23 protein-coding genes are annotated in these 25,190 nt (G+C 66.6%); 3 read left to right on the top strand and 20 right to left on the bottom strand.

Going from position 1 to position 25,190, the window contains the following annotated elements:
- Positions 1-13 precede the first annotated feature (13 nt).
- The 16 genes from WD184_00300 to WD184_00375 all read right to left on the bottom strand — a co-directional run bounded on the left by WD184_00300 (position 14) and on the right by WD184_00375 (position 15,279).
- A complete protein-coding gene (locus tag WD184_00300; GenBank protein MEX0825192.1) occupies positions 14-2,197 on the bottom strand; it encodes a bifunctional (p)ppGpp synthetase/guanosine-3',5'-bis(diphosphate) 3'-pyrophosphohydrolase in 2,184 nt (727 codons plus the stop codon).
- Positions 2,190-2,705 (bottom strand): adenine phosphoribosyltransferase, encoded by a 516-nt coding sequence (locus WD184_00305; protein MEX0825193.1) that lies wholly within the window; start codon positions 2,703-2,705, stop codon positions 2,190-2,192. The genes WD184_00300 and WD184_00305 overlap by 8 nt, the downstream gene beginning before the upstream one ends.
- Before the next feature lie 84 nt (positions 2,706-2,789).
- A complete protein-coding gene (secF, locus tag WD184_00310) occupies positions 2,790-3,851 on the bottom strand; it encodes a protein translocase subunit SecF (GenBank protein ID MEX0825194.1) in 1,062 nt (353 codons plus the stop codon).
- The gene (gene secD, locus WD184_00315; protein ID MEX0825195.1) at positions 3,848-5,524 is read right to left on the bottom strand and encodes a protein translocase subunit SecD; all 1,677 of its coding nucleotides are present in this window, start codon (positions 5,522-5,524) and stop codon (positions 3,848-3,850) included. Before secD ends, secF begins: the two co-directional genes overlap by 4 nt.
- 2 nt (positions 5,525-5,526) lie before the next feature.
- Complete coding sequence (gene yajC, locus WD184_00320; GenBank protein ID MEX0825196.1) at positions 5,527-5,832, bottom strand: preprotein translocase subunit YajC; 306 nt, start codon at positions 5,830-5,832, stop codon at positions 5,527-5,529.
- 58 nt (positions 5,833-5,890) lie between these two features.
- Positions 5,891-7,033, bottom strand: a complete 1,143-nt coding sequence (gene tgt / locus WD184_00325) for a tRNA guanosine(34) transglycosylase Tgt (protein ID MEX0825197.1) — start codon at positions 7,031-7,033, stop codon at positions 5,891-5,893.
- Complete coding sequence (queA, locus tag WD184_00330; protein MEX0825198.1) at positions 7,030-8,037, bottom strand: tRNA preQ1(34) S-adenosylmethionine ribosyltransferase-isomerase QueA; 1,008 nt, start codon at positions 8,035-8,037, stop codon at positions 7,030-7,032. Before queA ends, tgt begins: the two co-directional genes overlap by 4 nt.
- A gap of 132 nt (positions 8,038-8,169) precedes the next feature.
- Entirely contained in the window at positions 8,170-9,192 is a 1,023-nt protein-coding gene (gene ruvB, locus WD184_00335; GenBank protein ID MEX0825199.1) for a Holliday junction branch migration DNA helicase RuvB, read from the bottom strand.
- Positions 9,189-9,761 (bottom strand): Holliday junction branch migration protein RuvA, encoded by a 573-nt coding sequence (gene ruvA, locus WD184_00340; protein MEX0825200.1) that lies wholly within the window; start codon positions 9,759-9,761, stop codon positions 9,189-9,191. The genes ruvB and ruvA overlap by 4 nt, the downstream gene beginning before the upstream one ends.
- Positions 9,758-10,258 (bottom strand): crossover junction endodeoxyribonuclease RuvC, encoded by a 501-nt coding sequence (gene ruvC / locus WD184_00345; GenBank protein ID MEX0825201.1) that lies wholly within the window; start codon positions 10,256-10,258, stop codon positions 9,758-9,760. Before ruvC ends, ruvA begins: the two co-directional genes overlap by 4 nt.
- A 142-nt stretch (positions 10,259-10,400) precedes the next feature.
- Positions 10,401-11,141: a YebC/PmpR family DNA-binding transcriptional regulator gene (locus tag WD184_00350; protein MEX0825202.1), complete on the bottom strand. Its 741-nt coding sequence runs from the start codon at positions 11,139-11,141 to the stop codon at positions 10,401-10,403.
- Positions 11,142-11,723 carry a pyridoxal 5'-phosphate synthase glutaminase subunit PdxT gene (pdxT, locus tag WD184_00355; protein MEX0825203.1) on the bottom strand — a complete coding sequence of 194 codons (582 nt, stop codon included), beginning with the start codon at positions 11,721-11,723 and terminating at the stop codon, positions 11,142-11,144. It abuts the gene before it with no gap.
- A complete protein-coding gene (gene pdxS, locus WD184_00360; protein MEX0825204.1) occupies positions 11,720-12,601 on the bottom strand; it encodes a pyridoxal 5'-phosphate synthase lyase subunit PdxS in 882 nt (293 codons plus the stop codon). The genes pdxT and pdxS overlap by 4 nt, the downstream gene beginning before the upstream one ends.
- Before the next feature lie 151 nt (positions 12,602-12,752).
- A complete protein-coding gene (locus tag WD184_00365; protein MEX0825205.1) occupies positions 12,753-13,808 on the bottom strand; it encodes a glycosyltransferase family 4 protein in 1,056 nt (351 codons plus the stop codon).
- Positions 13,805-14,689: a phosphatidylinositol mannoside acyltransferase gene (locus WD184_00370; protein MEX0825206.1), complete on the bottom strand. Its 885-nt coding sequence runs from the start codon at positions 14,687-14,689 to the stop codon at positions 13,805-13,807. Before WD184_00370 ends, WD184_00365 begins: the two co-directional genes overlap by 4 nt.
- Complete coding sequence (locus tag WD184_00375) at positions 14,686-15,279, bottom strand: CDP-alcohol phosphatidyltransferase family protein (protein MEX0825207.1); 594 nt, start codon at positions 15,277-15,279, stop codon at positions 14,686-14,688. Before WD184_00375 ends, WD184_00370 begins: the two co-directional genes overlap by 4 nt.
- Positions 15,280-15,405: 126 nt before the next feature.
- On the opposite strand from WD184_00375, the gene fusA reads away from it, so the two are divergent.
- From fusA to WD184_00390, 3 genes are all read left to right on the top strand, one after another.
- Positions 15,406-17,448, top strand: coding sequence for an elongation factor G (gene fusA, locus WD184_00380; protein ID MEX0825208.1), 2,043 nt, complete (start codon positions 15,406-15,408; stop codon positions 17,446-17,448).
- Between the two features lie 16 nt (positions 17,449-17,464).
- A complete protein-coding gene (locus WD184_00385) occupies positions 17,465-18,742 on the top strand; it encodes a citrate synthase (protein ID MEX0825209.1) in 1,278 nt (425 codons plus the stop codon).
- Between the two features lie 94 nt (positions 18,743-18,836).
- Positions 18,837-19,439 carry a hypothetical protein gene (locus tag WD184_00390; protein MEX0825210.1) on the top strand — a complete coding sequence of 201 codons (603 nt, stop codon included), beginning with the start codon at positions 18,837-18,839 and terminating at the stop codon, positions 19,437-19,439.
- Between the two features lie 22 nt (positions 19,440-19,461).
- On the opposite strand, the gene WD184_00395 is transcribed toward WD184_00390, so the two are convergent.
- From WD184_00395 to thrS, 4 genes are all read right to left on the bottom strand, one after another.
- Positions 19,462-19,959 carry a hypothetical protein gene (locus tag WD184_00395; protein MEX0825211.1) on the bottom strand — a complete coding sequence of 166 codons (498 nt, stop codon included), beginning with the start codon at positions 19,957-19,959 and terminating at the stop codon, positions 19,462-19,464.
- Complete coding sequence (locus WD184_00400) at positions 19,956-22,553, bottom strand: MMPL family transporter (GenBank protein MEX0825212.1); 2,598 nt, start codon at positions 22,551-22,553, stop codon at positions 19,956-19,958. The genes WD184_00395 and WD184_00400 overlap by 4 nt, the downstream gene beginning before the upstream one ends.
- Positions 22,554-22,729: 176 nt before the next feature.
- Positions 22,730-23,149, bottom strand: coding sequence for a hypothetical protein (locus tag WD184_00405; protein MEX0825213.1), 420 nt, complete (start codon positions 23,147-23,149; stop codon positions 22,730-22,732).
- Between the two features lie 107 nt (positions 23,150-23,256).
- On the bottom strand, positions 23,257-25,185 hold the full coding sequence (gene thrS / locus WD184_00410; GenBank protein MEX0825214.1) for a threonine--tRNA ligase: 1,929 nt from the start codon (positions 25,183-25,185) through the stop codon (positions 23,257-23,259).
- Between the last annotated feature and the right edge of the window lie 5 nt (positions 25,186-25,190).

Genomic DNA, 25,190 nt, shown 5'->3' on the forward strand with positions numbered 1-25,190 from the left:
GAGCGTCGCCCGGCTATCTATTCGGCAAGAGCCGATAGGCGTCGTACACGCCTTCGACGCGCTTCATCTCAGTGATCGCCCGGTCGAGCGTGGCGACGTCGGAGAGCTCGATCTCGAATCTGAGGATGGCCACGCGATCGCGGCTGGTGGCCGAAGACGACGACACGATGTTGGCCCCGAGATCGGCCAGCGCCGTGGTGATGTCTCGCAGCAGCCGGGGTCGGTCGAGCGCCTCCACCTGCACCGTCGATCGAAACGACCCCACCTGGTCGGCCGACCATCCGACCTCGATCATCCGCTCCGACCGATCCCCCAGTGCGTCCACGTTGGTGCAATCCGAGCGATGAATCGACACTCCCCGCCCCACGGTGACGAACCCGACGATCGCGTCGCCGGGCACCGGTCCGCAGCACCGGGCGACCCGCACCAACATGTCGTCCATGCCCTCGACGACGATCCCCCCGGCAGGGGCTCGCCGGGACGGGGCGAAGCCGGTGCCCTCATCCCCTTCCTCCTCGTCGTCCTCGTACAACTCGGGACGCGCCAGCCGCAACAGCCGGTTGATCACCGTTTGCGCCTGGGTGTTGCCGTCACCCACCGAGACGTAGAGCGAGTCGATGTCCTGGAACCCGAGCGACTCGGCGACCGCGATCAGGAACTCATCCCGCGTGGCGGCAGTGAGGCCGAGGCCCTCCTTGCGAAGCAGTCGACCGACCTGGTCCTTCCCCTCCTGATGCGCATGCTCGCGCCGCTCCCGGGTGAACCATTGGCGGATCTTGGCCGATGCCCGCGAAGTCCGAACGAAGGAGAGCCAGTCCCGACTGGGTCCATCGCTCTTGGAGGTGATCACCTCGACGATGTCGCCGGACTCGAGACGGGTCGACAGCGGCACCAGCCGGCCGTTCACCCGAGCCCCGGTGCAGCGATGTCCTACCTCGGTGTGCACCGAGTAGGCGAAGTCGACAGGCGTCGCCCCGCGGGGAAGGGCCTTTACGTCGCCATTGGGCGTCAGCACGAAGACCTCGTCGCGGTAGAGGTCGAGCTTCAGGCCGGCGAGGAACTCACCGGGCGTCTCGAAGTCGTCAGACGAGTGAGCGAGATCGAGGACCGGGCTTTCGCCGACCTCCGCCCCCTCTTTGTACCGCCAGTGGGCGGCGATCCCGTGCTCGGCCCGGTCGTGCATCTCCCGGGTACGAATCTGCACCTCCAGCGGCTTGCGATCCGGCCCCAGCACGGTGGTGTGAAGGCTCTGATAGAGGTTGAACTTGGGCATCGCGATGTAGTCCTTGAAGCGCCCGTGCACCGGCGGCCAGCGGGTATGGATGATCCCGAGACTGGCGTAACAGTCGCCGACTTCCTTGGTGATGATCCGGATGCCGACCAGATCGTGGATGTCGTCGAAAGTTCGACCGCCGTCGATCATCTTGCGGTACACCGAATAGATGTGCTTGGGCCGTCCGGTGACCTCGGCGCTTATCCCCTGATCTGTGAGCAGGCTCTTCACCTCGACCACGACCGCGGCGATGTATGCGTCGCGCTCCGGCGCCCGGGCGCGCATCAGGTCGACGACCTCGGCATAACGGCGCGGATGGAGGACTTCGAAGCAGCGATCCTCCATCTCGTGCTTGATCTCCTGCACCCCGAGGCGATGGGCTAGCGGGGCATACACCTCCAGTGTCTCGAGGGCGATCCGCTCCTGCTTCTCACGAGGCAACGGGTGGATGGTCCGGATGTTGTGAAGGCGATCGACCAGTTTGATCAGCAGCACCCGTACGTCCTTGGCCATCGCAATCACCATCTTGCGGATGGTCGCGGCCTGGGCCTCCTCGGTGTTCGAGAACCGGACCCGATCGAGTTTGGTGACGCCGTCGATGAGGGCAGCGACAGCCGGGCCGTACCCCGCGCTCACCTCATCCAGGGTCAGGCCGGTGTCCTCCACGGTGTCGTGGAGGATGGCGGCCGCCACCGTATCGGCGTCGAGTCCGTACCGAGCGAGGATCAGCGCCACCGCCAGGGGATGGGTGATGTATGGCTCCCCACTCATCCGGAACTGCCCGTCGTGCCGTTCCGCGGCCACCTCGTAGGCGCTGTGGATCTTGCGATCAGAGGCGTGGGGGTGATGGCGTCGGAACTCATCCAGAACCGGGCCGAGCTCGGCGATCACCGCGTCGTCGGGCCGGGCCGGGGTCTCACTCATATCGAATCAGGGCCTGTACCGGGACGTCTAGACGCGATCGTCCCTGGAGGAACTCGAGTTCAAGAAGCACCGAGACCGCCTCCACCGAGGCACCGGCACCGCTGATCAAATCGACCGTTGCGGCGGCGGTGCCGCCAGTCGCCAGGACGTCGTCGACGACGACGACCCGCGACCCCGACCCGACCGCATCCTCGTGGATCTCGAGGGTGTCGGTGCCGTACTCGAGGTCATACGACTGGGTGAACGTGCGCCACGGAAGCTTGCCGAACTTCCTCACCGGTACGAAGCCCACCCCAAGACGGGCCGCGATCGGGGCGCCGATGATGAAACCGCGCGACTCGATCCCCACGATCGCGGTCGGCTCCACCACGGCGATCGCCTCGCTCATCAGTGTCACCGCCTCGGCGAACGCCCGCCCATCGGCGAGCAGCGGGGTGATGTCCTTGAACACGATCCCCGCCGCCGGAAAGTCGGGCACGTCCCGGATGAAAGCCCTGAGGTCGATCATCGGACGATTGTACGGTGACCGCTAAGCGCTACCGGCTACCCGCTGCCCGCTGCCTCCTACTGGAGACTGGGACTGGAGACTGTCTTATCTCCGCTTGCGGCGCTTGCGGGGTGGGCGGGGGGCGGCGCCGGATTGGTGGAGGACCTGGGCGGTGTGATCGACGCTGGCGGTGACGGTGCGGGGTGCGAAGTCCTCGACCCCACCCCGCCGCTCGACCCGAAGGCGTACCCGCTGCCAGTGCTCCTCGCGTTCCTTCCACATACCCAGCAGCGGGGCGGCGAGGAAGATCGAGGAATAGGTACCGACGGCGACCCCGACGAACAGGGCAAGAGCGAACTCCCGCAACGTGGTTGCCCCCAGCAGGAACGAACCGACCAACAGCAGCGAACCGATCGGCAACAGGGTGGTGAACGAGGTGTTGACCGATCGCATGAACACCTGGTTCATCGACATGTTGATTATTCCCGAGTAGGTGTGGCGATCGCCCCGCTCGCGCACGTTCTCTTGGACCTTGTCGAAGACCACGATCGTGTCGTAGAGCGAGTAGCCGAGGATCGTCAGGATGGCGACCACCGTTGCCGGAGACACCGTGAACCCGACCAGGGAGTAGACACCGGCGGTGAAGATAAGGTCGTGGAACAGGGCCACCAGCGCCGTCACCGCCATCTTCCATTCGAGCCGCCACGCGATGAACAGCCCGATCACGATGAGGAACACGACCAGGGCACGGACGGCTGATCGGGTGATCTGGTCGCCGAACGTCGGGCCTACCGTCTGCCTCGTGGCGTCCCCCGGATCGACCCCCGCCAGCGCCGCCAGTCGCTCCACCAGGAGATCCTCCTGCTCTGGGGTCAACTGCGATGTCTGCACGCGAATGCCGTCGCCCCCCGAAGTCGTTTGGATCCGCGCGGAGCCCTGACCGAGCGCCGTCATCGCGTCGCGTATCTGGGCGACCGAAGCGCCTGCAGGGTTCTCCACCTCGACCAGGGTGCCTCCCTCGAAGTCGACGCTCAGGTTGAACTGACGGAACACCAGGGAGAGGAGCGATATGAGGATGATCGCCCCGGACACCGCGAACCACTTGCGCCGATTGCCGACAAAGTCGAAGTGAGTCCGGCCCCGGTATAGGTCGCTAAGCGTGCTCATGCGCCGCCCACCTCCTCAGCAGGCATCCCCACTGCGCCGCGAATACTCATACGCCCGCCCTCGCCGAGCGACTTCGAATAGGCCAACAGAGCGACGGCAGGCCGCGTGAAGAAGATCACCACCAACACGTCACACACCGTTGCCACGAGCAGGGCGAGGGCAAAACCCTTGACCGAACCGATGGCCAGGAAGAACAGGAGGACCGCGCCCACGAATGAGGCGAAGTCGGCAGTGAGGATGGTGCGCAGCGCCCGACTGAACGCATGGTCGATGGCTCCGCGGAGGGATCGCCCCCGTTGCACCTCTTCCTTGATCCGTTCGAAGTAGACGATGTACGAGTCCGAGGTGATGCCAACCGCGACGATGAGCCCCGCCACCCCGGCGAGGGTGAGCGTGACCCCGCGCAACTCGCCGAGCAGCGAGAACACCACCAGGACGAGGCTCCCGAACACGGTTAGGCCGATGACGTTCACCAACCCGAGTGCCCGGTAATAGAGGAGCATGGCAGCGGCGACCAGGATGATTCCGATGAGTCCGGCGATCAGGCCGGCGTCGAGCGAATCCGACCCGAGCGTGGCGGACACCGACTGCACCGTCGCCTGCTCGAAGGCCACCGGCAGCGATCCATAACGGAGGACCACACTCAGATTCGATGCCTCTTCTTGCTGGTTCGGGGACGAGCCGAGAGTGATGACTGCCGAATCACCCGGGATACCGACGTTCGGGTCGACCGACGACGCGATTTGGGGCGCCGATTGGACGATCCCGTCCAGGGCGATGGCGAATTGACGCCGCGGGTCTCCGATCGGGAATGCCGCCAACTCCTTGGTGACCTCGGTGAACTTGACGCTTCCCCCCGCGTTGAATTCGAGGACCACCACCCATTCGCCCAGCCCGGTGCCGGTCTGCGAGAACTGCGCCGTGGCGCCGGTGAGATCCGAGCCGAGGACGCGGGCGGGGGCGACGTGATAGACGATGCCACCATCTTCAGGCTCGGAGACGAGGAAGGCATCGAGCAACGGATCGGGATCGGGGGTCAGTCCAGTCGCCCGATCGACGCATCCCGCCTGTTCGACCTCATCGCACCACGTGACGCCGTCGGGCAGGACGATGTGGGCCGTGGGGTCGACCGTCGTGGTGGTGCCCCCGGCTGAAGTCGTGGTGGTGCCGGCGGAGGTCGTCGTCGTAGTGCCGGCGGTCGTGGTGGTTCCCCCCGGGGCCGCCGTCGTTGTGGAACCCGACGGGACGGTGGTGGTCGTCGTGGTCGTGGGGTCTTCGGGCGGGAGTTGGAAGAAGAGCGGGCTCACCCCGGGTATCGGGCTGATGTCCCGGACCGGCCGGAACTCGAGGCTGCCGGTGGTGCCTACCGCCGCCAGGGCCCGATCTCGGTTGGTGACTCCGGGGAGTTGAACCTCGATGCTCGAATCGCCCAGAACGGCGATCTCCGGCTCCTGGACGTTGCCGAGCGCCTCGATGCGGCGACGCATGATCTCGGCCGCCTGCTCGATGACTTCGGGGTCGGTTCCCTCCGGGGCATTGAGCACGACGGCGAAGCCGCCCTGAAGGTCCAGGCCGAGACGGGGGGTGGTACCCGTCGCCTGGGTGAGGATCAGCGACCCGTAGACCACGACGAGCGTGATCGTCAGGGTCACGATGGCGCTACGACGGGACATTGTTACCTGGTCTTGGCTGCAAGGGCTCGGCGTGCCACTCGCAAGCGGCCGCCGCCTTCGATGCCGAGAACGGCCGAGTCCTCGTCGAGGTGCTCGATACGGCCGTAGATCCCACCGATCGTCTGCACTTCATCGCCGACCTGGAGCTCGGACATGAGAGCCTGGTGGCGCCGCATCCGCGTGCGTTGCGGGCGGATCATGAGAAAGTAGAAGAGCCCGCCGATGATCACGGCGTAGAGCACGAGCGTCACGAAGACGTTGCCCGAAGATTCGGCGCCTTCTTCGGCCTGGGCGAGGATGGTGAGCATCGGTCCTCCGGGGCTGGTCAGTGATGGGCCGGGCGGCGTGCGGCGCCGCTCGACCGTTCTACTTGAACGGGTCCGTAGCGTAGCCACCCGGAGCGGATTGCTGGCTCCGGGCACCCACGATTGCCCGGCGATAATCCTCGAAGCGCCCCTCTCTTATCGCCCGACGCGCCCCCTCCAGCATCTCGAACGTGTAGCTCAGGTTGTGAATGCTGAGCAGCCGATGGCCCAGCATCTCCCCGGTGACACGCAAATGCCGCAGGTACCCGAGCGAGAATCGGGTGCAGGTGGAGCACCCGCATTCGGGATCGATCGGTCGATCGGCATCGGCGAACTCGGCCCGGCGCACCGAGAAGTCCCCGAGCCGGGACAGCACCTTGCCATGCCGGGCGAGCCGTGTGGGCCATACACAATCGAACAGGTCGCACCCGCGGGCCACTGCGTCGAGTACTCCCGTCGTGTCGCCCAGACCCATCACATAACGGGGAGCGGCCACCGGGAGCACCCCACACACGACCTCGAAGGCCTCGTTGCGAGCCTCCGGACTCTCCCCGACACTCAAGCCACCGATGCCGAAGCCGACGAAGCCGATCTCCGCGGTGCGGCGGGCACTCTCCTCGCGCAGATCCAATGCCGCGCCGCCCTGCACGATCCCGAAGAGTGCCTGGTCGTCACGCCGATGGACGGCCGCGGCCCGCGCCGACCAGCGCAACGTGCGCTCCATCGCGTCACCCACCCTCTCGCGGGGTGCGGGAAGCCCGACCAGGTGGTCGAGTACCATGGCGATGTCCGCCCCCAGGCGCTCCTGCACCTGCACCGCTCCCTCCGGGGTGAGGCGCGCCACGGAACCGTCGTAGGTCGACCGGAAGGTGACGCCGTCCTCGTCGATGATCGGATCGAGCGAGAACACCTGGTAGCCACCGCTGTCGGTGAGTATCGGCCCGACCCACGCCATGAACTCGTGGAGGCCGCCGAGGCGCTCCACGACCGTGTCCCCCGGCCTCAGCATCAGGTGATAGGTGTTCGCCAGAATCATCTCTGCCCCCGCCTGGCGGAGGTCCTCGGGATCGAGGGCCCGTACCGTGCCCCGGGTGCCGACCGCCATGAAGGCCGGCGTCGCCACCGGGCCATGGGGAGTGCTCAACACTCCGGTGCGGGCCGCGCCGTCGGCCGCGTCGACCCGGAGGCTCACGGGGACCGTCATGCCCGCTCCGCCAGCATCGAGTCGCCGAACGAGAGGAACCGATACCCGCGCTCGAGGGCCAGCGAATAGGTATCACGCCACCGCGGGCCCATGAAGGCCGCCAGTAGCACCACCAGCGTGGAGCCGGGGACGTGGAAGTTGGTGAGCAGCAGGTCGACCACGGTGAACCGATGGCCGGGGGTGATGAATAGGGCGGTGTCGGTCTCTACCGGCTCGACTTGCCCATCCCCGGTCGCTGCCGTTTCAAGTGCCCGAACCACGGTGGTTCCCACAGCCACCACCCGCCCTCCGGCTACCCGGGTCGACTCGATGGCGGCGGCCGCGTCGCTTCCCACCTGCATCCGCTCCCGGTGCATCTGATGCTGACCGAGGTGGCTCGCCGTGATCGGCCGAAAGGTGTCGAGGCCGATGTCCAGTTCCACCGACGCCATGCCGATTCCTGCATCGTTCAAAGCGGTGAGCAGCGCGGCGGTGAAGTGGAGCCCGGCGGTCGGGGCGGCGGCAGATCCGGCCCGGTCCCCGTAGACCGTCTGGTATCGCTCGGAGTCGGCGAGCTGTCCGTGGAAATACGGCGGGAGCGGAACCAACCCGACCGCGGCGACGGCCTCTTCGAACGACCCCTCTTCGGCCCGGAGAACGACCTCGCCCTCGACGGGACCGTCCACCACCGAGGCGACGAGCGGCCCGAACCGAAGGAGCACGCCATTTCGCAGTCGCCGCGCCGGACGCATCAGTGCCTCCCAGGTGCCGTCGCCGCGGGCCCGTAGAAGCAGCGCCTCCACCTGGCCGCCCGAGCCCGCCTTCTCGCCGATCAACCGCGCCCGCCGCACCCGCGTCCGGTTCACCACCAACAGGTCGCCGGGACGGAGCATCCCGGGAAGCTCTGCAAACCTGTGATCGGACAAGTCCCGCGTGTCGAGCAATCGCGCCGAATCCCGCGGCTCGACCGCAGATTGCGCGATCGCTTCCTCCGGAAGCTGGTAGTCGAACTCCGCCGTCTCCATCGGCGGAGTGTTGTGTTCGCAATTCGCAATTCACAATTCAAAGAGCACCGAAGCCGAGAATCTTCGTCTTGCGGAAGGCGGAGGGCGCTTACGGCTCCTCGCTGGAGACTGGAGACTGGAGACTGGAGACTCTCAAATCAGCCTCTGCTGCGCCGGATCGGGCATTGGGGCACCGAGGTGCTCGTAGGCGAGGCGGGTCGCCACTCGTCCCCGGGCGGTCCGCTGCAGGAAGCCCATTTGAAGCAGGAATGGCTCGTATGCGTCCTCGACCGTCTGCGGCTCCTCCGACACCGCGATCGCCAGCGTGGAAAGGCCCACCGGCCCGCCGTCGAACTTGTGGATCACGGCTTCGAGGATCGCTCGATCGACCCGGTCGAGCCCCGCTGCATCCACTTCGAATACTGCAAGGGCCTGATGAGCCGTCTCCTCGTCGGCGGTACCCGCCGCCCTCACATCGGCGAAGTCCCGTACGCGTCGTAGCAGCCGGTTGGCGATTCGCGGAGTCCCCCGGGACCGCGTGCCGATGGCGCGGCGGGCAGCAGCGCTGATGTCGATGTCCATGAGCCGGGAAGACCGGGCGACGATCGACTCCAGTTCCTCGGGCCGGTAGTAGTCGATACGGGCGACGTATCCGAAGCGATCGCGCAGCGGAGGTGACACCCGGCCCACCCGGGTGGTGGCACCCACCAGGGTGAAGGGCGGCAATTCGAGCCGAATCGAACGGGCGCCGGCTCCCTTGCCGACGACGATGTCGAGTTGGAAGTCTTCCATCGCTGTGTAAAGGATCTCCTCCACTGCCCGCGGCAAGCGATGGATCTCGTCGATGAACATGACGTCGCCCGATTCGATGTTGGAGAGAATGGCGGCGAGGTCTCCCGCTCGCTCCAACGCCGGACCGGAAGTGGCACGGAACCGCGCGCCGATCTCCGAGGCAACGATCGCCGCGAGCGTGGTCTTGCCGAGCCCCGGAGGACCGCTGAAGAGAATGTGGTCGAGGGTCTCCCCTCTCCCCCGCGCGGCCTCCACCAGGATCGAGAGCCTCTCCTTCAGGTCGTCCTGACCGATGAACTCGTCGAGCGTCGAGGGCCGCAGACCCTCCTCGAACGCGGCGTCCTCCGGGGACGGCCGGGCGGCGAGGAGGCCCTCCTCCCTCATGCGCGCCCCAGCCTCTGCAGAGCAGCGCGCAGCAGTGCCTCCGGACCCTGAGTGGGGTCGAGGCCGTCGAGCGCCTCACGGATCTCGCCGGATGCATAGCCGAGCCCTTCGAGGGCACCGCGCACCTCGGTGACGCTGCCGGCCACCGCTCCGAGTTCTCCCTCGGGCATGGTGAGACGGGCGCGTAGGTCGAGGATCAACTTCTGGGCGCTGCGCTTGCCGATACCCGGCACCGCGGTGAGCGTGTCGACATCCTCGGCGGCCAGGGCGCCCCGCAACTGCGACGGCGTCAGGGTCGCCAGCATCGCCAGACCGAGTTTCGGCCCGACCCCACTGGCGCCGATCAGGTCGCGGAACAGATCACGACCCTCCATTGTCGAGAATCCGTACAGCGCCATGGCGTCCTCGCGCACATGGAGGTGGATATGAACGACCACCTCCTCCCCCACCGCCGGCAACTCGCCAATGTCTCGCGGTGGCATCGCCACCTCGTAACCCACCCCGCCCACGTCGACGAGCAGACCGGTCGCGGTGCGACCCGCCAGCACACCCCGGAGCCGCCCGATCATCGCGGGGCACCTTCAACTGCCCGGCGGAGGGTGGCAGATTGCAGATGGCACAGCGCAACTGCGAGCGCGTCGGCGGCATCCGCCGGTGATGGTGCTCCGGCGAGCCCCAGACGCCGCGCCACCATCACCTGTACCTGGTCCTTGGTGGCATCGCCGTAGCCGGCGACGGCCATCTTCACCGCCGACGGGGTGTATTCGAACACGGCCAGGCCCGCCCGCGCGGCGGCGAGCATCGCCACGCCCGATGCCCTCGCCACCGATGTGGCTGTCTGCAGATTGCGGTTGACGAAGACTTCTTCGATGGCAACCTCCTCGGGAGCGAACTGGGCAACCACCCCCTCGAGGTCGTCGTAGAGCTCGCGGAGCCGGGAGGCAATGGTGTCACCGGGAGCCGTGGAGATCACCCCGGCGGCGACGGCGCGGATCGTGGTGCCGCTTGCCTCGACCACGCCGTATCCGGTACGCGAGAGCCCAGGATCGATGCCGAGAACGAACATATGTACGGGAGGTTAGAGGGTGTCGGTGACAGTTTCAGTGATTGAGCCCGCTCCAGCCAAGGCCCCAGCCCCCGCCCCACCCGTCCGGATTCCTTCTGGCCGTGGCCGGGGCTGGAGCCGGGGCTGGCGGTGGTGGCCGGCGCTAGCCGGCTACCGCCGCCAGTACTTCGTCTGAAATGTCGAAGTTGGCGTAGACGGTCTGCACGTCGTCGAGGTCTTCGAGGGCGTCGACCAGGCGAAGAACAGACCGCGCGGTCTCTTCGCCGAGCGCGACGGTGGTCGTCGGAATCTGGGTGACCTCCGATGCCTCGACGGTGAGGCCGGCATCCTCCAGGGCCTGGCGAACCGCCCTGAAGTCTGCTGGGGTGGTGATCACCTCGAACTGATCGCCCGACGGCCTCACGTCCTCGGCTCCCGCATCGAGCGCGGCGAGCATCACGTCGTCCTCCGGGCCTGAGGCGAGGATGTAGCCCCGCTGCTCGAACAGGTAGCCGACCGATCCCGGCTCACCCAGGCTGCCGCCATTCCGGCTGAACGTCGACCGCACGTCCGATGCGGCCCGGTTCCGGTTGTCGGTCAGCACCAGCACGTAGAGCGCCACTCCGCCGGGGGCGTAACCTTCGTACCAGATCTCGTCGTAATGGGCCCCTTCGGTATCGCCGATTCCGCGCTTGATCGCCCGGTCGATGTTGTCGTTGGGCACCGAAGCACTCTTCGCCTTGTCGATCGCCTGGGCGAGCGAAGCATTGGCGGCAGGATCACCGCCACCGGCGCGGGCTGCTACCTCGACGGCCCTCGCCAGCTTGGCGAACACCTTGCCGCGCTGAACGTCCTTGGCCCCCTTCTTGTACTTGATGGTGGACCATTTCGAGTGCCCCGACATCTAGCCCTCCTCGGCCATCTGCAACAACAACGCATGTATCCGGGTGTCGCCCGTCAGCTCGGGATGGAACGACGTCGCGATGACATTCCCTTCGCGGACCATCACCGGGTGGCCATCGACCTCGGCGAGCACCTCCACCCGTTGACCCACCTTTTCGATCCACGGCGCTCGGATGAATACGGCGTGCACCGGTTCGCCAATGCCCTCGACCGGCAGCTCCGCCTCGAATGACTCGGTCTGGCGTCCGAACGCATTGCGTTGCACGACGACGTCGAGGACCCCGAGTTGAACCTGAGGCCGATCTTCGGTGGTGGACCCCGAGAGAAAGATCATCCCGGCACAGGTACCAAACGTGGCTAGGCCCCCTTCGATCGCGGCGCGCAGCGGCTCGACCATCCCGTAGCGGTCCGCCAGCTTGCCGATCGTCGTCGATTCCCCACCCGGGATCACGAGGGCGTCGAGACCATCGAGGTCGTGGGGCAGGCGGACCTCGGTGACCTCGGCTCCGAGCCGAACAAGGATCTCGGTGTGCTCCCGCACGTCACCCTGTAAGGCCAACACCCCGACGCGCACCGACGTCACCAGCCCCGATTTTGCAGCAGGTCCTCGTCGGCGAGCCGGTCGATCTCGATGCCAGGCATCGCCTCGCCGAGCCCGCGTGACACCTTGGCGAGGATCTGCGGGTCCTGGTAGTAGGTCGTCGCCTCGACGATGGCGCGGGCTCGGGCCGCGGGATCAGCGCTCTTGAAGATTCCCGATCCGACAAAGACGCCGTCGCAGCCGAGCTGCATCATCAGGGCGGCGTCGGCAGGTGTGGCCAAGCCTCCAGCCGCAAAGTTGACCACTGGCAACCGCCCGGCCTCGGCCACCTCCTGGACCAGCTCGAACGGTGCCCCCAGGTCGCGGGCCGCACTCATCAGCTGCTCGCTGTCGAGCGACTGCAGCCGCCGAATGCCATCGGTGACGGTCCGCATGTGGCGGACCGCCTCGACCACATTGCCGGTACCAGCCTCGCCCTTCGTCCGGATCATCGCCGCGCCTTCACCGATGCGCCGCAGGGCTTCCCCCAGATCGCGGCAGCCGCATACGAACGGCACGGTGAACTTCCACTTGTCGATGTGATACGCCTCGTCGGCCGGCGTCAAGACTTCCGACTCGTCGATGAAGTCGACGCCGAGAGCCTGAATTATCTGCGCCTCTACGAAGTGGCCGATCCTCACCTTGGCCATGACGGGAATCGAGACTGCGGCGATTATCTCCTCTACCTTGGTCGGGTCGGCCATCCGGGCCACACCGCCATCCCGGCGAATATCGGAGGGGACTCGCTCCAGCGCCATAACCGAAACGGCGCCCGCCTCCTCGGCGATCTTGGCCTGCTCGGCGTTGGTGACATCCATGATCACTCCGCCTTTGAGCATGTCGGCCAGGCCCCGCTTGACGCGATCGGTGCCCTTGTCCATGGTTGCTCCTTGGTCCTTCACTCGATTGTACCGGCAGGTCCCCCGGGCAACACCGGGCGGTGACCCAGGGCGGACCGGGGGCGAGCGAATAGGTCGCTGGCTCGATCAGCTTTCGGCTTGTGGCAAGCCGAAACCTGGTCCCGGGGCGAGCCTATTCGCTCACCCCCGACGAGGCCCCGATCGCGTCACGATATGCGGCCAGGTAGGCGCTCCGCACCACTTCCGGGCCGAAAAGCCGCGCCCGCTCGAGTCCCCGCTGGACCAGGGCGGCCCTCCGCGCGTCGTCGCCGAGAAGGCGCCCCACCTTCTCGACCAGGGCAGGCGGCTCACCCGCCGGGGCATACTCGGCGGCATCGCCGGCTACGGCGCGAAACGCCGGGAGATCGCTCGCCACCACCGCGCAACCGGCGGCGAGCCCTTCTAACACCACCAAGCCGAAACTCTCTCCGCCCAGGTTCGGGGCGACAAGGACCGCGGCATCGCGCAACTCTGAAATCTTCGCCGGACCGCTCAGCCGACCGAGGAACTGCACTCCGTCCGGCCCCTGCGACCGCAGCGTGCCGATGACCCGCAGGACCGCCTCCGGCGCCATCCGCCGGACTAGCGGCCAAGCCTGAAGCAGCACGTCGAGGCCCTTGCGCGCCTCGTCCCGGCCGAGGAACACCACTCGACCAGCAACCGGCGCGGCGGTCGGTCGATAGTCGTCGATGTCGATGCCGTTCGGGACGATCCGAATACCCGGGAGTCGGTCGATTGCCAAGGCCGCCACCGGGCTGACGGCAGTGACCACCCGCAGGCGCCTGGCGGCCAGGTCGAGGAGGGGGCCGCCTGCCCGGTATGCCATCCGCACGGCCCTGCTGGGGTCGGCATGGAATGTGCCCACCTTCGGCGGGGTGGCAGCGAACAGCGCACCAACGGAGACCATGGGCATGAGCGGTTCGTGGATGTGGACGACATCGGCATCCCCTACCGCCTCACCCACGCGCTTGATGGCTCGGGGATCGACCGACACCGGGGCGCGCGACCGGTTCACCGACAGCGACTTGAAGGAACCGACCGACCGGGTTCCCTCCGGCCCTCCGCTGCCTGGCGCCACCGCCCACGCCGTGTGGCCGGCATCGTTCAGCCATCTCACGATACGCGTCACCTGGTCCTGCACCCCGCCGGGAGCGTCGAACGCGTAGGGGCAAACGACGGCGATCCTCATCCCGTCACCCGGTCGCTGGGCCAGTTGGGCACGATCAGGTGCCACTGGGCAGGCGCTTTGCGAATGATGTCTTCGACCACTCCAGCCAGCAGGGCAACCCCGGCGGCGATTCGGGCATCCTGGTCGGGCAGTTGGGGTAGCTCGATGGGTTCGCCCACCTCGATGGCATGGCCGGCGCCATCGGCGAAGTAGGTGCCGGCAGGAAGCAGCACCGCCCCGGTGCGGTCGGCGAGCGCGACCGGCCCCGCCGGAAGGGTGGTGGTCTCGCCGAAGAACTCGACCGGCACACCGGTCCCCGTGATGTCACGATCGCACAGGAGTGCGACCACTCCCCCGGCGCGCAGGCGCTGGAGTAGTTCCTTGCTGACCTGCGCGCCTTTTCGGGCGATGACCACGTCGATCGACATCATGCGTCGCATCTCGATGAACCACTCGACGATCCGCTCATTGCCGAGTTCCTCGGCGACCGCCAGCACCCGGAGGTCCTCCTCGGCAGCGCGCATGCCCGCCATCTCCCAGTTGCCCACGTGAGGCAACGCCACCACCACCCCGCGCCCGGTCGCCACTGCGGCGCGGAGACGCTCGACCCCGTGGAACTCGGTCCTCGCCAGCGCGGCGGCGCGCCGCCGGGGCCGCATCCAGAAGGTCTCGGCCCAGTACCGGCCGTAATACCCGAAGACCTTGCGCGCCGACCGTTGCGCCTCGGCGCCGTCACCGAGCACCCGCGATTGGTGACGGACTGCCATCGCGAAGCGGTCACGTGCGATGAACGAAGCCACCCAACCGGCGGCGTGGCCCAGCCGACGCATCGCAGGCTCGGGCAGCAGGCCGAACAGTCCGGAGAGCACCCGGTAAAGGAGGTAGCCCAGATTCCGCTTCACTCTTGCAGTTGGGCCCAGGTGCGATGGAAGCGCTGCAGGACCGTGAGCCATGACAGGATCGCCAGAATCCAGATGGTTGCCGGAAGGGTGGCGAGGCCGACACCGTGGAGACCGACGCCGATCCCGAAGACGAGCAGGCGTTCGGCTCGGCCCATCAGGCCGCCCTTCCCATCGAGCCCGGCGCCCTCAGCCTTCGCCCGGAGGTAGGGGATGAGCAACGAGCCGCACACGGCGAGCAGTGACAAGAGGACCAGAGTCGCCTCAGCGCGGCGTCCGAGGTAGAAGGCCAGCCCGGTCCAGGCGGCGACCTCACCGAGACGATCGGTGAACGAATCGAGCAGGGCACCTCGCGCCGTTTCCTGGTTCGTCAGGCGGGCGAGTACCCCGTCGAGGATGTCGAGCACAGCCCCGAACCCGAGGACGGCGGCTCCGACCGCCAGGTATCCCATGGCGATCAGCACCGCCCCACCGACCGAGATCGTGAAACCGGCGACGGTGATCATGGTCGGGGTCAACCCCAGCCGGGCGAGGAGGCGGGCGAACGGATCGGCGACACGCGAAACCTGTTTGCGGGCTCTGATGTCCAGCATGGGGGGAACCTAGCAGTGCGGCTACTCCGGCCGACCTTACCCGATCCGGTCTTTCGGCCCAGAGCGACCCATGACCCGTTAGTACACTCCGGCCGCACTCGATCTCCGGAAACCTCGGGAGGCTGGATGGCTTCGGACAAGATCCGCAACGTCGCCCTCGTTGGCCACAGCGGCAGTGGAAAGACGATGCTCGCGGAGGCACTGCTCTTCACCGCCGGGGTGACCACCCGCATGGGCCGGGTCGAGGACCGGAACACGGTCACCGACTTCGACGCCGAGGAGGTGGCTCGCGGTTCCTCGGTCAGCCTGGCGATGGCGCCATTCGAGTGGTCCGGTCACCGGATCAACCTCATCGACACGCCGGGGCTGTCCGATTTCATGGGCGAGGCCCTGACCGCCCTCCGGGCAGCCGACCTCGCCCTGTTCGTCGTGTCGGGCGTCGACGGCGTCGAGGTACAGACCGAAGCGCTGTGGAACATGGCCGGGGAGGAAGGCATCGCGCGGGCGGTCTTCGTCAACAAGCTCGACCGCGAAAGGGCTTCGTTTTCCCGCACCCTCACCCAACTCAAAGAAGTGTTCGGCACAGGGATCGCTCCGCTCCAGATTCCAATCGGCGCCGAGGCCGATCTCCGCGGGGTCGCCAACCTCGTTGGAGGTCGCGCCTTCACCTACTCGGCAGGAAACAAGGCTACGGAAGGCGACGTCCCTGAGGAGATCCATGCCGAGGTAGCCGCACTGCACACGGCGCTGGTTGAAGCAGTGGTGGAAACCGACGACGCGATGCTCGAAAAGTACCTCGACTCGGGCGAGGAGCCCACCGGACCGCAACTCATCGCGGGAATGCACCGCGGGATGGTCGAGCGGACCGCATTCCCGGTCCTCTGCGGCTCGGCCACCGGACTCATCGGGATCGACCGGCTGGCGCAATTCCTCATCGACTACGGCCCGAGGCCCTCGGAGCGGCCGGCGCCGCCTTTGGCCGAAGGTGAAAGCCTCGACGGTTCCGGGGTCGTCGCCTACGTCTTCAAGACCATGTCCGACCAATACGTCGGCCGGATTTCGATGTTCCGGGTGTTCCGGGGCGAGATCAACCTAGATGCCGATCTGCAGAACCCCAATCGGGGCGTCGCCGGCCGGATGCACAACATCTTTACGATGCGCGGCAAGGAGCACGCGGAGACCAAGCGCGTCGAAGAAGGCGATATCGCCGCAGTCGCGAAGCTCGAGGCGACGCTCGCCGGTGACACCCTCCGTTCGCCAGGTTCGAAAGTCGTCATCGATCCGGTTCGGTTTCCCCGCCCGACGATGTCCCTCGCGGTCTTTCCCCGCTCGCAGCACGATGAGGAGAAACTGTCCACTGCATTGCACCGCGCGGTCGAAGACGATCCGACCCTGCGGTCCGAGCGCAATGTCGAAACCCATCAGACAGTGCTGTCTGGCCTCGGCGATGCCCACCTCGAAGTGGCCATCGCCCGGCTCCACTCCCGCTTCGGGGTCGACATCGACACCGCCCTCCCGAAGATCGCGTACCGCGAGACGATCCGGGGGACGGCCGAAGTCGAAGGCAAGCACAAGAAGCAGTCAGGAGGGCGGGGCCAATATGGAGTCGCCAACCTTCGCTTCGAGCCCCTGCGAGCCGACTCGGTGTTCGAGTTCGCCAACGAGATCAAAGGCGGTTCGATCCCGAAGCAATACGTCCCGGCCGTCGAAAAGGGGGTGGTCGAAGCTCTGCAGCGCGGGATCCTCGCCGGGTTCCCGGTGGTCGGAGTGAAGGCCACGGTCTTCGACGGCAAGTACCACCCGGTCGATTCCGATGAATTGTCCTTCCGGATGGCCGGTATCCTGGCGGTGCGCGAAGCGGCACCCAAGCTCAACGCCACGCTGCTGGAGCCGATCATGAGAGCAACCGTGCGGGTCCCCGAGGACCTGATGGGCGAGGTGATCGGCGACCTGAACGCCAAACGGGGCCGGGTGCTGGGGATGGATTCGGAAGGCGGGACAAGGGTGCTGACGGCCGAGGTCCCCCTCGCCGAGATGCAGAGGTATTCGATCGACCTCCGTTCCATCACGAGCGGCCGGGGTTCGTTCGAGATGGAGTTTGCCCGGTATGAAGAGGCTCCACCGAACGAGGCTCAGCGAGTCATCGCAGCCACTCGTGACGAGGACTGAACCCTGAAAGGGAACAATGGCTGATCGCAAGGTCGTCCTGAAATACGACGGCGGGGAACTCGAATTCTCGATCGTCCCCGGAACCGAAGGGGGCGACGGATTCGACATCGGGAACCTCAGAGCCCAGACGGGCCTCGTCACGCTCGATTATGGGTTCGCCAACACCGCAGGGACGATGAGTTCCGTCTCGTTCGTCGATGGGGCGGCCGGAGCGCTGCGGTACCGCGGCTACTCGATCGAGGATCTTGCCGAGAACTCGACGTTCCTCGAGGTGGCCTATCTCCTGTTCCACGGTGAGTTGCCCACCGACGCTGCGCTCGAGGCGTACGTCCACGACGTCACCCGCCACACGCTCCTCAACGAGGAGATGAAGCGGCTCTTCGATGCGTTCCCCAAGAGCGCCCACCCCATGGCGATTCTCGCCTCGGCCACCAACGCCATGGCCACCTTCTACCCCGATTTCCACAACCCCACCGATCCCTACTCGGTAGAGCAGTCAGCGCTCCGGCTCGTCGCCAAACTCCCCACCGTGGCGGCGTTTGCCTACAAGAAGTCGATGGGACAGCCATACATCTATCCGCGCAACGACCTCGACTACGTGTCGAACTTCCTCCACATGATGTTCGCCCTCCCGGTCGAGGAGTATCTGGCGAATCCGGTGGTGGCGAAGGCACTCGACGTGCTGCTCATCCTCCACGCCGACCATGGCCAGAACTGCTCCACCTCGACCGTGAGGCTCGCCGGGTCGAGCCAGGCCAATCTCTTCACCTCGGTGGCGGCAGGGATGAGTGCTCTGTGGGGCCCGCTGCACGGCGGCGCCAATCAGCGGGTTGTCGAGATGCTCGAAGAGATCAACGAAGACGGACGCGACTTCAAGAAGTACATCAAAAAGGCGAAGGACCCCAACGACCCCTTCCGGCTGTGGGGCTTCGGGCACCGGGTCTACAAGAATTACGACCCGAGGGCGAAGATCCTCAAGGGCTTTGCATACGAGGTCATGGACCTGGTCGGCGGAGACGATCCGCTCCTCGACATCGCCGTCAAGCTCGAGGAAGCAGCGCTCGCCGACGACTACTTTGTGGAGCGTCGGCTCTATCCCAACGTCGACTTCTACTCCGGCCTGATGTTCCGGGCGCTCGGCTTCCCGGTGAGGATGTTCACTCCGCTGTTCGCCATTGGACGCCTCCCCGGATGGGTCGCCCAGTGGCGTGAGATGACCGGCGATCCCGAGACCAGGATCGGCCGCCCCCGCCAGATCTACACGGGTCACCCCGAGCGCAAACTCGAGAGGTAAGAACGGTCAACCGTGTCGGCGGCCCTCCTGCAATGGGCGCGAGGCGACTGGCCACGGTGGACTGGCGACTGGAGACTGAGGACTGGGGGCTGACTTGTCTGATCTCACCGCTCGCGACGGACAGAGCGAGGACGGCGAGCCGATCGTCGATCTGACCGAGGAGGGTCGGACCGTCGGGTACGTCTACCTCGATGACGGGACGCTCTTCGCCGAGTTCCTCTCCGACGCAGAAGGCGCGCCATGGGCCTTCGACGTCGACGACCTGCAGCGCTCACTTGATGCGGCGCGGGCGATCCTGGATCCCGAGCCACTCGAAGGCACCGGAATCGGGCCGACCGACGGCGACCACCCGGTCGACACCCTCGCCACCGAGTTCGATGCCCTGGCGGTGAGGCGGGGCGAGGAGGACGAAGGGTTCTATCCGGTGGCCGTCGCGGCCAGCATCTTCGAACGGTGCACCGTGCTCGACCTCGCGGTCGTCAGCCTCGAGGGGTTCATCGTCCACCCGGAGTGGATCGAGCCGGCACCCGGGCACTCGGTCGACATGGGTGACGCCCACGACGGCGAGCCCTGGCCCACCTTCAAGGCTGGCTGCCACGTCCAGGGCCTCGCCGTCCTCGAAAAGTGGGCCCGACGAGCCGACCTCGCCGTTGCCCTGGAGGTCGGCGACCGGGAAGGCGACCGCTTCGTGCTGTGAGTCAAGAATCAAGATTCAAGGATCAATGGCTGGTGGCTGGCGGCTCTTGAATCTTCTCCACATAGGTGCCCACCACCGTCCCTTCCACCGCGTCGACCCGGACCAGGCCTCGCTCGGTGGGGGGGTCATCGGCACTGAACACCAGGACGTTCCACACGGGGCGCGCCCGCCAGCCGTCGAACCCGACGGCGGCCGAAGCGTGACCCACCGCCATCGGGACCTCTCGATTGGCTACTTCGAGAGCCTGGGGATCGAGGACGGCAATGTCCCAGGCGGAGAGCGTGTGCCATAGAGCGATTGACGCCAGCAACGCCGCCGCAAAGATCATGCCCGGGTGGGAAATCGCGGCCAGCGCCGCCAGCGCCGCGGTCACGGCGTAGACCACGGCAGCGTTCCTCCGGCGGCGCGTCGACGGGATGGCATAAGGCGCTCGCTGGGTGGAGTCGAGATCCGGGGGCAGGTCGACCGCGCGCGCCACCTCTCCAGAGATCTCGATCCGGCGGCGGCGGCGCTCGCTCACGAGCCGTTCAGGTCCATCGCCCGGCGTACGGCCCTCGGGTCTACCGGGTCGTCACCCCGGCGGCGATGCCAACGGTCCCACAGCACCAACATGCTCGGCAGCACGAGGATCGCCCCGACCAGGGCAAGCAAGATCGTGTAGGCGGTGACAAGGCCTAGCTGCTGGAACGGCACCAGTGACGCGGTCATCAGGATCCCGAAGCCGGCCACGGTGGTGAGCGCCGAGCCGGCGAGGGCCCCACCGGTGTTGGTGGTCGTGGAACGGATCGCCTCCTCGGGAGAGGCACATCGAATCCGGTCCTCCTGGTACCGGTGGGTGATGTGGATCATGTAGGGCACGCCGATCCCGATCGCCAGCGCCGACACCGTCGCGGTGACGGGGCCGAACGTCAGACCAAACACCGGGAACAGCCCGAACGCCCACAGCATCACCAGGGCCACGGGGGCGATCGTGATGAGCCCGAGGAATGGGCGGCGCGACTCGACCCAGAAGTTGATGACCAAAAGCAACGCCGCCGCGATCACCGCGATCACCAACGAAGAGAGCTGCGAGTCGCTCATCGACGAGATGACCACGTTGGTGATGATGTAGTCCGATGTGGGGACCGCCCGCACTCCGAGGTCAGATACCGGCGCGAACGCTTCGCGCACGTCCCCCTCGAGGGTGCTTGCGCCACGCTCCCCCGCCTGCGTCGTGATCGACACCAACGCGGCGTCATACCCGCCATCCGACACATGGATCAACCGGCTCGCCTCCTCGGGGGTGGCGGCGAACAGGGCGTCATAGAGGGCGCCGACGTCGGCGCCCGGTGACACCGTCCCGTCGGGGCCGAATCCGGCGTTGGCGGCCGCAGCCGCCAGGGTCTCGTCGTAGCCCGGGAGAGCCGGGTCGAGATGTGATGCGATCAGCGAGATCACCGACTCCGCGTCTGGGAATCCGCCATACAGAACGACATTGGGAACGCCGGTCAGGTTGGCGATCGATGTCGCCATGGCATTGTGAATCTCCGCGGTGGCGAGGTTCCCGTCGGCGACCAGCACATCGGTGGTCTCCCCGAAGCCGCCGGAGAAATCGGTGATGAGGGTGTCGAAGGTCTCGAGAAGCGGGTTCGGCCGTGGCACGAAGTCGGTGATGGAGAACTCGGAACGGAGCTTGGTGACGCCGAACATCCCGGCCGCTCCGAGCAACAGAGCCACGATCACCGTCGGCACCGCCGCCTTCTCGGCAAGCACCGAGGTCCGGCCGATCAGCTTCGGAAGGAATCGTTCGCGGGTGGCCCCCATCCCCTGGCGGGGCAGGCGACCGCCCCGCTCCGCCCGCCGGTCGAGCAGGATGCGGAAGGCGGCGACGAACGACATCATGATCAGGAACGAGGCGACGATGCCGACGGCAGCGAGTATGCCGAAGTCCCGGAGCGCTGGTATCGGGCTCACGAGGTTGGTGAGGAATCCGACGGCGGTGGTGACGGTGGCCAGCACCAGCGCCACCCCCACGGTGTGGATCGCCCGCTCCATGCCCGCGTCGACCCCTGCGCCGTTACCAACCTCTTCGCGGTACCGGGTGGTGAGGTGGATGGCGTAGTCCACCCCGAGCCCGATCAACAGAATGGGGACGATCTGATTCATCGGCCCGAAGTCGTCGATCCATCCGAGGTACTTCGGCCCGAACAACACGCCGATGCCGTTCATCCAGGTCACGGCCATGAAGATCGCCGCCATCGTCAGCGCCATGTCGGCAACCGTCCGTCGAATGCCGGCCAGGCGGGACTCGTCCGAGCGGGGACGCACCCAGTAGACGAATAACAGGATCAGCATGATGATCCCTGCCGCCATGCCGAAGAGTCGACCGACTTCGGCTTCGAATTCGTCACCGCTGGCGAAGATCAACTCGAACGAGAACGGCTCGGCGGAGTAGCCGGTAGGGAGTGCGGCGGTACGAATCGCCTCTGCGACGTCTACCTGGACGTCGAGGAAGTCTTCGTAGTCGATTGCCGGATCGAAGTCCGGGGTGGAGGTCGAGTCGTCGAAGCGCGGGGCGTTGAGGAACACCAGCACGAGCCCACGCGACGCGGTGGGGTTGTCGAGGACGCGGTCGGACGACATCAACTGCAGTGCGACCCCCGAAACCTCGGGTGGAAGCGTCTCGAGCGCGGCAGCGTACGCCTGCTTGAGCTCGGCGTCGGTGGCGGGCGCGTCGATCTCGCCGTTCGCGATCGCCTGCCGAATCGGGAACACGTACGAGACGACGGCGGGCTCGCCGGGCCGGGTGATCAAGAGTGGGGCAAGGTCGCTGCCTTCGACGATGCCGGCGACAGTCTCGACCGTGTCGAGGCCATCGAGGTCGACCACGTCGCCATCGTCGGCCGAGATGAGCACCTGGAACACCGAAGAAGACGACTCACTCCCGAACAGTTCGCTGATCTCCTCTGCCGCGATAAGCGCCTCGGCATCAGGAGCAAAGCCGTCGTTGCCGTCGGTGAGCACGATCTGCCCGGACATGTATCCGAGGAATCCCGTGATGACCAGCATCGCCACCAAAACCGCCAGCGGGCTCCGGACGACCATCCGGGCCAAGCCTCCAATGACCGTCTTCACGCCCGATTCCTCCTGGACTGCCTGATAACGGCCGCAAGGCTACGACGAGTCGACGCCGCGTCAAAAGACCCGCTGCCCGCTACCCGCCGAGTCTCCTCTCGGAGATCGCCGAGCATGCGGGAGAGTGCCTGCCGGGCGGGCTGCGGGGGCCAGCGTTTTCGCCGCGCCCGGCCGCCTCAGGCGTTGGGGTTGTCGTAGTAGACGAGAACGCCACCGTCGACCGTGCCGAGGATCTCATATGGGGTCTCGGTCCACTTGACCTGGGCCAAACCGCTGTCCGCGTCAGCCTGCTCCAGTGCCATACCCTCGACGGAGAACCCGTCGACAACGATGGTCGCGCCGCCCGGTTGCGGGGGGTACGACTCCAAGATCATGTCGGCCAGCAGCACGGTCCCGTCCTCCAACACGAACAGGTACCCCGTCACCAGCACGGGAGCATTGCCATCCAACGCCAACGCGTCCGCCACGGAGATCGGGGCGCCCACCGCCACCCGACCGCCGTCGGGTCCGGAGGTCGTGGTCGGCTCGTCCGCAGTGGCATCGCCGCACGCTGCCACCACCAACGCCAACGCCAGCAGGGCGATATATCTCTTCATGGGTCTCCTTTGGCCGCTCTGACGGCCGAAACCGCCAGGCGGTTCCCGACCAACCGCCTGGGTCGGTTCTTGCGCAAGGCGGAAGGCGGATGGTGGAAGGCTGGCGGCTACCGCGGCGGACGGCAGAGCTCCAGCAACTCGTCAGCCGCCTCGGACACGGCGATCCCCCGTCGTTCTTCCTCACTCCCGCGAAGGCGGATCCCGACGGTGGAGGCCTCGACGTCGTTGTCGCCCACCACCAACACTGCCGGGTGCTTGGCGGTAATGGCACGGCGCACCTTTTCACCCACGGTGTCGTCGGACTGATCCACCTCCACTCGCAATCCGGCGCGGCGCAGGTCGGTGGCGACCTGGGTGGCGTAGTCGCCATGCCGATCGGCCACCGGGACGACCGTCGCCTGGACCGGCGACAGCCACCCTGGCAGGGCGCCGGCGTAGTGCTCGAGCATCACCGCGAAGAAGCGCTCGATCGATCCCATCAGCGCCCGATGGATCATCACCGGGCGCTGGCGGCTGTTGTCAGCCGAGGTGTATTCGAGGTCGAAATTGGCCGGCTGCCCGAAGTCGACCTGCAGCGTCCCCATCTGCCACCGACGGCCGATCGCATCGCGGATGTGGATGTCGATCTTCGGTCCGTAAAAGGCTCCCTCGCCCTCGGCCACCTGATAGTTCAGCCCGGCATTGTCGAGAGCCAGCCGCAACGCGTCGGTGGCCTTCTCCCACAGATCGTCGCTGCCTACATACTTCTCGGGCTTCGTCGACAGGTCGGCGTCGAATTCGACGAACCCGAAATCGCGATCGACCATCAGCACGAAGTCGAGGAGGGTCTGCAGTTCCTGCTCCACCTGATCCTCGGTGCAGAAAATGTGGCTGTCGTCCTGAGTGAAGCCCCGGGCGCGCAGCAGGCCCTGGACCACGCCCGATCGCTCGTAGCGATACACGGTGCCCAGTTCGAAGAGCCTCATCGGCAGCTCGCGGTACGACCGCGGATGCGCCTGATAGATGAGGATGTGGCCCGGGCAATTCATCGGCTTGATCATGTAGCGCTCGCCCTCGTCGACCTCGATCGCCGGGTACATGTTTTCGGCGTAGAAGTCGACATGCTTGGAGATTTCCCAGAGCCGACGGCGGGCGATGTGCGGCGTCGCCACCAACTGGTAGTCATGGCTCAGGTGCGTGCGGCGCGAGTAATCCTCCATCACCATCCGGGTCAACGCGCCCTTCGGATGCCACACCGCCAGCCCGCTGCCCAGCTCCTCGGGGAAGGAGAACAGGTCCAACTCGGCGCCGAGCTTGCGGTGGTCGCGTTTGCGCGCCTCCTCGATTCGATATAGGTACTGCTCGAGCGCGTCGCGGCTCTCCCACGCCGTGCCGTAAATGCGCTGAAGCTGCGGGTTCTTCTCGTCACCCCGCCAATAGGCCCCGGAGGTTCGCAGCAGCTTGAACGCGGAAAGCCGCCCGGTCGACGGAAGGTGCGGGCCCCGGCACAGGTCGGTGAACCCGTTGTTGCGATACACCGATACCGCTTCGCCGGAGGCACCCTCGGCCTCTTCGACCGACTGGATGATCTCGGTCTTGAAGGGATGGGCGGCGAACTCGGCGAGGGCCTCCTGTTTCGACAACTCGTCTCGTACGAACGGCTGGTCGAGGGAGACGATCTCGGCCATGCGCGCCTCTATCGCCTCGAGGTCCTCTGGAGTGAACGCCCGCCCGATGTCGAAGTCGTAGTAGAAGCCGTCCTCGATCGGGGGCCCGATGGCGAATGTCGCCTCCGGGAACAAGTGCAACACAGCCTGGGCGAGGATGTGCGCAGCCGAGTGACGCAGGATATGGCGCCCCTCTTCGGTGGCCGCGGTGACCACCTCGAGGCGCCCCGTTTCCGGGAGCGGCCGCGAGAGGTCGAACGCTTCTCCATCGACCTTCACCGCCACCGCCGCCTTGGCAAGGCGCGGGCCGATGACGAGAGCGGCGTCCAACCCGGTCGCGCCGTCCTCGACCTCGAGGACCTTTCCGTCGGGAAGCGTCAGCCTGGGCATGGGAG

The sequence above is a fragment of the Acidimicrobiia bacterium genome, from assembly GCA_040878325.1.
Classification (GTDB): domain Bacteria; phylum Actinomycetota; class Acidimicrobiia; order Spongiisociales; family UBA11373; genus JAUYIV01.